Origin of the sequence: Kitasatospora sp. NPDC058478, from assembly GCF_042720345.1 — a bacterium.
Lineage (GTDB): Bacteria > Actinomycetota > Actinomycetes > Streptomycetales > Streptomycetaceae > Kitasatospora.
Map to the genome: position 1 here is coordinate 1 of NZ_JBHXML010000136.1, position 8679 is coordinate 8679.

Annotated in this window: 10 protein-coding genes; 8 read left to right on the plus strand and 2 right to left on the minus strand. The window is 71.7% G+C overall.

The features are described 5' to 3' along the window. Window positions 1-187 precede the first annotated feature (187 nt). A complete protein-coding gene (locus ACFWPT_RS40345) occupies window positions 188-2653 on the minus strand; it encodes a Tex family protein (protein WP_380487970.1) in 2466 nt (821 codons plus the stop codon). 167 nt (window positions 2654-2820) lie between these two features. Between ACFWPT_RS40345 and ACFWPT_RS40350 the strand changes: the two genes are divergently transcribed. Together ACFWPT_RS40350 and ACFWPT_RS40355 are read left to right on the plus strand one after the other, a co-directional pair. Beyond that, window positions 2821-3240 carry a PPOX class F420-dependent oxidoreductase gene (locus ACFWPT_RS40350; protein ID WP_380487973.1) on the plus strand — a complete coding sequence of 140 codons (420 nt, stop codon included), beginning with the start codon at window positions 2821-2823 and terminating at the stop codon, window positions 3238-3240. Between the two features lie 64 nt (window positions 3241-3304). Then, window positions 3305-4204: an aminoglycoside phosphotransferase family protein gene (locus ACFWPT_RS40355; RefSeq protein WP_380375721.1), complete on the plus strand. Its 900-nt coding sequence runs from the start codon at window positions 3305-3307 to the stop codon at window positions 4202-4204. Between the two features lie 119 nt (window positions 4205-4323). On the opposite strand, the gene ACFWPT_RS40360 is transcribed toward ACFWPT_RS40355, so the two are convergent. Further along, window positions 4324-4713: a hypothetical protein gene (locus ACFWPT_RS40360; protein WP_380487975.1), complete on the minus strand. Its 390-nt coding sequence runs from the start codon at window positions 4711-4713 to the stop codon at window positions 4324-4326. A gap of 170 nt (window positions 4714-4883) precedes the next feature. Here ACFWPT_RS40360 and ACFWPT_RS40365 point away from each other — a divergent pair, with 170 nt between their 5' ends. The 6 genes from ACFWPT_RS40365 (at window position 4884) to ACFWPT_RS40390 (ending at window position 8547) form a co-directional block, all read left to right on the plus strand. Beyond that, window positions 4884-5924, plus strand: a complete 1041-nt coding sequence (locus tag ACFWPT_RS40365; protein WP_380487977.1) for a Scr1 family TA system antitoxin-like transcriptional regulator — start codon at window positions 4884-4886, stop codon at window positions 5922-5924. 83 nt (window positions 5925-6007) lie between these two features. Continuing rightward, window positions 6008-6508: a DUF6232 family protein gene (locus ACFWPT_RS40370; RefSeq protein ID WP_380487979.1), complete on the plus strand. Its 501-nt coding sequence runs from the start codon at window positions 6008-6010 to the stop codon at window positions 6506-6508. Next, complete coding sequence (locus tag ACFWPT_RS40375; protein ID WP_363619038.1) at window positions 6505-6828, plus strand: hypothetical protein; 324 nt, start codon at window positions 6505-6507, stop codon at window positions 6826-6828. Before ACFWPT_RS40370 ends, ACFWPT_RS40375 begins: the two co-directional genes overlap by 4 nt. An 80-nt stretch (window positions 6829-6908) precedes the next feature. Beyond that, window positions 6909-7550, plus strand: coding sequence for a TetR/AcrR family transcriptional regulator (locus tag ACFWPT_RS40380; protein ID WP_380487981.1), 642 nt, complete (start codon window positions 6909-6911; stop codon window positions 7548-7550). A 72-nt stretch (window positions 7551-7622) separates the two neighbouring features. Next, window positions 7623-8138, plus strand: a complete 516-nt coding sequence (locus ACFWPT_RS40385) for a tyrosine-protein phosphatase (protein WP_380487983.1) — start codon at window positions 7623-7625, stop codon at window positions 8136-8138. 148 nt (window positions 8139-8286) lie between these two features. Continuing rightward, window positions 8287-8547, plus strand: coding sequence for a hypothetical protein (locus tag ACFWPT_RS40390; RefSeq protein ID WP_380375730.1), 261 nt, complete (start codon window positions 8287-8289; stop codon window positions 8545-8547). The last annotated feature ends 132 nt before the right edge of the window (window positions 8548-8679 follow it).

Genomic DNA, 8679 nt, shown 5'->3' on the forward strand with positions numbered 1-8679 from the left:
TTGTACTTTGGTGGGCCGCGTCTTTTGTTTTTATGTCACTGGCCAAGCACAAGCTCGTGCGCGGCCCTGCCGGGCCCGACCGCCCGGGGGGCGGGGGCGGGCGCCCGCGCCTCGGCCCCCCGCCCCCGGCCGCGGCGGTCAGCCGCTCAGCGCCTCAGCGCCCCAGCGCCCCAGCCGCTCGGGCCGCTCAGCGCCGCCCGGAGCGGCGGTCACCCGAGGCGTCGCCGCCGGTCAGGCCCGCCCGGCGCAGCGCGTCCGCCATCGCGCTGTTCGCCAGCGACGCGCCGCCGCCGGACCCGCCCGAGCCGCCGCCCTGGCCGCCGCCCCGGCGCTCCTGGCGCGGCGGGCGGGCCTGCCGCTCGCCGCGCTCGCCGCCCCGGCCACGGTCGCCACCGCGCTCACCACGCTCGCCCCGGTCACTGCGGTCGCCGCCCCGGTCGCGACCGACCTCGTCGTCCAGCCGCAGGGTCAGCCCGATGCGCTTGCGCGGCACGTCCACCGAGACGACCCGGACCTTCACGATGTCGCCCGGCTTGACCACCTCGCGCGGATCCTTGACGAAGGTCCTCGACAGCGCCGAGACGTGCACCAGCCCGTCCTGGTGGACGCCCACGTCGACGAAGGCGCCGAACGCGGCCACATTGGTGACCACGCCCTCCAGCACCATCCCGACCTCCAGGTCGCCGATCTTGTCGACGCCCTCCTTGAAGGTCGCGGTGCGGAACGCCGGGCGCGGGTCGCGGCCCGGCTTGTCCAGCTCGCCGAGGATGTCGGTGACGGTCGGGATGCCGAAGACCTCGTCGGCGAAGTCGCCCGGGCGCAGGGCCCGCAGCCGTTCGCCGTTGCCGATCAGCCCGCCCAGCTCCCCGCCGGTGGACGCCAGGATCCGGCGCACCACCGGGTACGCCTCGGGGTGCACGCTGGAGGCGTCCAGCGGGTCGTCGCCGTCGGGGATGCGCAGGAAGCCCGCACACTGCTCGAAGGCCTTCGGGCCCAGCCGGGAGACGTCCTTGAGCTGCCGGCGGGTGCGGAACGGGCCGTTGGCGTCACGGTGGGCCACGATGTTGTCGGCGAGCGTGCCGGTGATGCCGGAGACCCTGGTCAGCAGCGGCGCCGAGGCGGTGTTGACGTCCACGCCCACGGCGTTGACGCAGTCCTCGACCACCGCGTCCAGCGAACGGGAGAGCTTCACCTCGCTCAGGTCGTGCTGGTACTGGCCGACCCCGATCGACTTCGGGTCGATCTTGACCAGTTCGGCCAGCGGGTCCTGGAGACGGCGGGCGATCGAGACCGCGCCGCGGATCGACACGTCCAGCTCCGGCAGCTCCTGCGAGGCGAAGGCGGAGGCCGAGTAGACCGAGGCGCCCGCCTCGCTGACCATCGCCTTGGTGAGGTTCAGCTCGGGGTGGCGCTTGAGCAGGTCCTCGGCGAGCTTGTCCGTCTCCCGGGAGGCGGTGCCGTTGCCGATCGCCACCAGGTCGACGTCGTGCTTCTTCGCCAGCGCGGCCAGGGTCGCGAGCGCGGCGTCCCACTTGTTGGCGGGCTGGTGCGGGTAGATCGTGTCGTACGCGACGACCTTGCCGGTGGCGTCCACCACCGCGACCTTCACCCCCGTCCGGAAGCCCGGGTCCAGGCCCATGGTGGCGCGGGTGCCGGCCGGCGCGGCCAGCAGCAGATCGCGCAGGTTGGCGGCGAACACCCGCACCGCCTCCTCCTCCGCCTCGGCCCGCAGCCGCGACCGCAGGTCGATGCCGAGCCGGACCAGGACGCGGGTGCGCCAGGCCCAACGGACGGTGTCGCCCAGCCACTTGTCGGCCGGGCGGCCGTGGTCGGCGATGCCGAAGCGGGCGGCGATCCGCCGCTCGTAGTCGTTCTCGCCGGGCAGATCGCCCTCCTCGCCGTCGTACGGCGAGAGGTCGAGGTCCAGCACCTCCTCCTTCTCGCCGCGCAGCATCGCCAGGATGCGGTGCGAGGGAAGCTTGGTGTACGGCTCGGCGAAGTCGAAGTAGTCGGCGAACTTGGCGCCGTCCTGCTCCTTGCCGCCACGCACGGTGGCCACCAGCCGGCCCCGGGTCCACATCCGCTCGCGCAGCGAACCGACCAGGTCGGCGTCCTCCCCGAAGCGCTCCACCAGGATCGCCCGGGCGCCCTCCAGCGCGGCGGCCGGCTCGGCGACGGACTCGTTCAGGAACCGGGCGGCCAGCGCCGCCGGATCCTGCGAGGGATCGGCGAGCAGCGTCTCGGCCAGCGGCTCCAGGCCCGCCTCACGGGCGATCTGCGCCTTGGTGCGCCGCTTCGGCTTGAACGGCAGGTAGATGTCCTCCAGCCGGGCCTTGGAATCGGCGGCCAGCACCTGCGCGCGCAGCGCGTCGTCCAGCTTGCCCTGGGCCCCGATCGACTCCAGGACGGCCGCCCGGCGCTCCTCCAGCTCCCGCAGGTAGCGCAGCCGCTCCTCCAGGGTGCGCAGCTGGGCGTCGTCCAGGGAGCCGGTGACCTCCTTGCGGTAGCGGGCCACGAAGGGCACGGTCGCGCCGCCGTCGAGCAGCTCGACCGCGGACTTCACCTGCCCGTCGCGAACGCCCAGTTCCTCGGCGATCTTGCGCTCGATCGCCTGCTGGGCCTGCCGGGCCACCTGTTCGACTGGCGTGGTCACGAAGCCGGTCACCTTCTCCTTCAGTGCTTTCGCCGTACGCCCTGCATTCTGGCAGGTGCCGGGGACAGCTCCCGGCCGCACCCGGGGCGGCCGGGCGTGGCGCCCTCCGCCCGCGACCCCAACCAGACTCAAGCAGTGCCCCGTTGCGCCTTCCTACGCTGACGCGCATGGACACCTCCCCCGCACTGGACGCCTCCCACCCGCCGGACGCCGCCGCCCGGCTGAGCGAACTCGCCGCCGCCAAGTACCTGCTGTTCACCACCCACCGCAAGAACGGCACCCCCGTGCCCACCCCGGTCTGGGTGGCACGCGACGGCGACGCGCTGGTCTTCACCACCGTCACCCGCACCGGCAAGGTCAAGCGGCTGCGCAACCGCTCCGACGTGCTGGTCGGGCCGAGCGACATCCGCGGCACCCTGCTCGGCGAGCAGGTCCCGGCCACCGCCGTCCTCGACCCCGACCGCGCGCCCGCCTACCGGAAGCTGCTGCGCCGCAAGTACGGGCTGCTGTGCGCGATCGCGCTGACCGCGAACGTGCTGCGCTTCGGCAAGGGCGGGACGATCGGCGTGCGGGTCACGCTGAACTGAGGCCGACCGTACGCATTCCGGGAATCCGCTGAAGGGCACCGATCCGCGCTGTACGCTGCCGGGCATGTGCGCTGCCACCCGGATGCACCCCGACGGACTGGTCATCGACGCGGCCCTGGTACGGCGGTTGATCTCCGCCCAGTTCCCGGACTGGGTCGGCCTGCCGGTCACGCCGGTCACCTCCACCGGGACGGACAACGCGATGTTCCGCCTCGGGCCCGAACTCGCCGTCCGGCTCCCCCGGGTGGAATGGGCGGCCGGGGACGTCCGCCGCGAGAAGCAGTGGCTGCCCGCGCTGGCCCCCCGACTCCCACGGCCGATACCCGCCCCGCTCGCGGTCGGCCGGCCCGCCGCCGGCTACCCCTGGGAGTGGTCGGTGCTCCGCTGGTTCGAGGGCGCCAACCCGGTCGTCGGCGCCCTCGCCGCCCCCGGCGCACTCGCCCGCGACCTCGCCGCCTTCGTCAACGCCCTGCGCGCCGTCAACCCGGCCGGCGGCCCGGCCGGCCACCGCAGCGTCCCGCTCGCCTCCCGCGACGGCGCCACCCGCGCGGCCATCGCCCAACTCGCCGGAGCGGTCGACACCCACGCCGCAACCGCCCTGTGGGACAAGGCGCTTCGCCTCTCCGAGTACGCCGGCCCGCCCTCCTGGATGCACGGCGACCTCACCCCCGGGAACCTCCTGCTCGACCGGTCCGGCCGGCTCGGCGCCGTCCTCGACTTCGGCCTGATGGGCGTCGGCGACCCCACCGCCGACCTGATCGTCGCCTGGAACCTGCTGCCCGCCTCCGCCCGCCCTGCCTTCCGCGCCGCCCTCCGCGCCGATGACGCCATGTGGGCCCGTGGCCGCGCCTGGGCCTTCTCCATCGCGCTGGTGACGATCCCCTACTACCGTCACACCAATCCGGGCCTCACCGCCAACGCCCGTCACGTCGTCCGCGAGGTGCTCGCCGACCGCAGCACCTGATCAGTCCGCCGCGAGGCCGGCGATACCGACGCAGACCCGCTGGGCGGCGTCGGGCGCGGCGTCGACCTCGTCGACGAGGTCGAGCTCCCCCGGTTCGTCCAGCGCCGCTTCACCCTCGGCTACTGAGTGACGGGCGGGGCCAACCGGGCCCACGAGCGGCCCGCGGCGGGGTCGCACCCCCAGGCGGCGCAGAGCCGCCGCACCAGCCGAAGACCCGGGCAGTCCGGCCCCGCGCGGCCGGACTGCCCGATGGCGGTGACCTCGATCCAGAGGCCGGCGGGGGCGGAGTACTCGAAGAGCACGTCGATGAGGTGGTGTGCAGGGGGAGTCCGGACCGCACTGGCGACCAGCTCGGTGACGATCAACTCGCCGTCGCCCGCGTAGTGTTCTCCGTCCTTGAGGTCGGAGAGGAACCCCCGGAGCACCACCCGGGCGGCGGTCGGCGAGGAAGGGTGTCGCGGGAGCGTGCACAGCTGATCGGCGAGGGCTCTGTCAAGGGCTTCGGGCATAGCGGTGCCACCTTTGGATGCATTGAGGATTTCGCGCGCGGGCAGGCCGCTTCGTGCACTCACTAGTGCGATTGCGCGATCAGTTCCATGATTAAGCATCGGCGGTCACCGTGCTGGTGACGAGTGATCAGCCGGTTCCAGGGAACGTCCTGACACAGGGGGCCTGCGCCATGACCCGCAAGAAGTTCACGAACCCAAACCTGCGATCGAGTGCGGGCGCCGTGTTCGGCGCGGTGCTGAAGCAGCTGAGAGAGTCGAAGGGGATGTCACAGGGTCAGCTGGCGATCCTCATCCCGTGCAGCCGCCCGCACATCTCCCGCATCGAGGCCGGCACCCGCAACCCGCAGGAGGACTTCGTCCTCGCAGCGGACCGACTGCTGGAGACGGGCGGCCAGTTGATCGATCTCTGGAAGGAGATCGACTGGTACGCACGGGTGGAACACCCCGACTGGTTCCGACGCTACGCGGGCTACGAGAACAAGGCCTCGAAGATCGGCGAGTTCCAGGTGGCCCTCATCTCAGGACTCCTCCAGACAGAGGGGTACGCCCGCGCACTGCTTGGATCGGGTGACGCGGCGGGCAACCCCGAACTTGTCGAGGAGCTGGTGGTCTCACGTATCGCCCGCCAGCACCGACTGACGGCCCCTGGGGGCCCGCTCCTCATGGTCGTCCACTCCGAGGCCGCACTGCACTCGCTCATCGGCGGTCCCGAGGTGATGTACGAGCAGCTCGGCCACCTGTTGACGGTTGGTCGGATGCCCAATGTCGTCATTCAGATCGCGCCGTTCAGCCTCGGCGAACGCATCCCGTTCGACACTCTCGTCTCCTTCCTCACCTCCCCTGACGGCCGGACGAGGCTCTATTCCGAGAGCCTGGACCAGGGACACTTCATCGAAGATCCCATGGAAGTCCAGCGCAAGCAGCGGGCCTATGATCTGCTCCAGGCGGACGCGCTGTCGCCGCGTGAGAGCGCCGATCGGATCCGCAGCGTCAGGGAAGGACTTCTCAACATGATCGCCACCAAGACCGACGCCCCATGGCGCAAGTCCAGCTACAGCGGTAACAACGGCGGCAACTGCGTCGAGGTGGCGACCACCCACCCCGGGCGGCTCGTCCGTGACTCGAAGGACCCCGAGGGCCCCGTCCTCGACTTCAGCCCCGTCGCCTGGCAGTCCTTCATCGACGCCGTCCGCACCGGCCGCCTGCGCTGACGGGGGCTGCCACCAGCGGCGACCGTTGCTATGGTTCTCCCCGCCACTACGGGTAGGGGGACGACTTGGCACGCAGAAGCAGTGTGATCGACGTCAGAGTGAGCCGGCGGGTGCTGTGGGTGGGCGGCGACGCCTATCCGCTCCACAACATCGCCCGGGCCAGGCAGTTCCAGCTGCTGCCGCCCAAGCGCGCGCGGGTGATCATCCGGTTCGTCCGGCAGGTGATCGGCCTGCTGGTGGCCACCGCCCTCCTCGGTTCGCTGCTCGGGAGCGGCGCGAACCAGGAGACGACCAAGAACGTGATCGGCGTGGTGGCGCTCGCGCTCTTCGCGGCCAGCCTCTACCGGCTGGTCAAGCGGCTGCAGATGCGCACGGTCTACCAGCTGATCATCGAGACCTCCAGTTCCTCGAACACGGCGGTGGTCAGCCACGACGCCCAGCAGGTCGGCAACCTGATCCAGCTGATCATGGAAGCGATCGACAACCCGCTGGCCGAGTTCGCGCTCCAGGTGGAGAACGTCCACATCGGCGACCAGATCAACCAGTACGGCGACCACAACACCGGAAAGAAGGTCAGCCTGTGAGCGGCGGAATCCACTTCGGGGACTCGGTCACCCAGCACGGCGACCACAACATCGGCATCATCAAGCACCAGGGCCCGGCCGACCCGCAGGCCGCGATGCGCGAACTCATCGCGGCCGTACGCCAGTTGCGTGAGCAGGTGCCGGCCGAGGACCGCGAGGTGCTGGACGAGTCGCTGGCGGACCTCGGCGGCGGGCAGGCCACCCCGCCCGCCACCCTGCGCCGCGCCCTGCGCAACATCTCCGGCGTCGCCGCCCTCGCCGCCGCCGGCGCCCCGGTGGTGGAGTCGATCCGCCGCATCCTGGACTCGCTGAGCTCCTGAGCAGCGACGGGCGGCCAGGCCCGAAAGTCATACCGGGTCAGAGACCTTCCTCAGTCAAGGAATCCTGCTAGCCTGACGCCATGAGCGGACTGCGGGAACGGAAGAAGGAGCGGACGCGGCGGGCGATCTCCGAGGCCGCGATCGCGCTCTTCCTGGAGCACGGCTTCGACACGGTCCCGGTGGCGGACGTCGCGGCCGCCGCCGAGGTGTCGAAGCCGACGCTGTTCAGCTACTTCTCCACCAAGGAGGACCTGGTCGTCCACCGGTTCGCCGACCACCAGGACCAGGCCGCCGGTGTGGTCCGCGACCGGGCGGTCGGCGAACCGGTGCTGGCCGCCCTGCACCGGGACTTCCTGGACGGGCTCACCCGGCGCGACCCCATCACCGGGCTCAACGACGACCCCCGGGTCCTGGCGTTCAGCGATCTGGTGTACTCGACGCCGAGCCTGAAGGCCCGGGGCGCCGAATACCTCGCCCGCGCCGAACAGTCCCTCGCCCGGGCGCTGCACGAGGCCCCCGACCTGGCCCCGCCCCGACGCCTCACCGCCCCCCTCCTCGCCGCCCAGGTCACCGCCGCCCAGCGGGTCCTCGCCGAACACAACTGGCACCGGATCCGGGACGACGGCCAGACCGCCGACGAACTCCACTTCGAGGCCGCCACCAACGCCGACCGCGCCTTCGAACTCCTCACCGCCGGCTACGAAGGCGCCGCTGAGCGCTGAGGCACCACCGGACACCCGGGCACCGCTGGTTAGAGTGCCGCGCATGACAATGCGTCAGTTCACCTTCGAACGGTGCCCGACTACGAAGGGCTGGTCTACCACAACCTCTCGATCGAGCACCGCCCCTACGACCAGGCCGAGATCGACCCGGACGTCGACCCCTGGCGGTACCTCGCCGACCGCTTCGCCGAGGTCACCGAGGACGGGGTGGAGGAGATCCGCGAGGCCCTGGAGGTGATCACCGCCGCCGAGGAGCCCGTGACCTTCCACTGCGCCTCCGGCAAGGACCGCACCGGGCTCATCGCCGCCCTCGTCCTCACCCTGCTCGGCGTCTCCGAGGACGACGTCGCCGTCGACTTCGCCCTCACCGAGCTGGCCACCCCGCACCTCATCGCCGAGTGGCACGCCGCCCACCCCGGCCGCACCCTCCGCTGGCCCGGCTACGGACGCGCCCCCGAGACGGTCATCCGCCTCGCCCTCGCCGACCTCGCCGCCCGCCACGGCTCGGTCGAGGACTACGCCACCGGCGCCCTCGGCCTCTCCCCCGCCCGGATAGCCGCCCTCCACTCCCGCCTGCTCACGGCCTGACCTCGCCTGAGGGGTAGTCAACGGCCAAGAAGGTGAAGGGAGTTCACTCGAACACAGGTTGACCTAAACATGTCATGTCGCGTTGCCTCCGCCTCCGCCGCGCTGCCAGGATCGGGCCACTGCCCAGACGAACCAACGGGAGAAAACCATGAGGATGCGTTCCGTTCTGCCCGTCGCCCTGCTGGCCGTGGCCGGCCTGTTCGCCGGCGCCAACACCGCCTCGGCGGCGGGGTACCCCGGCTACCAGTGCTTCAAGACCGCCGACCGCGTCGAGTACTGCAGCGACGCCAAGGTCAAGAACCACACGGCGGGCTCCAACTGGATCAAGACCTGCCCGGCCGACGTCGTGGCGCACATGGGCAAGCCGTACATCGCGGCGAAGCGCCCCTCCGCCGCGCACAGCTGTTAGCACCGGGCACCAGGAACACCGGGCCCGCCCGGCAGACACCTGCCGGGGGGGGCCGGTGGTTTGGGGGGGCGGCCGCATGCGGGGGCGCGGGGCCGGGGGGGCACCAGCGGCGCGTCCCATGTGACCCGGCCC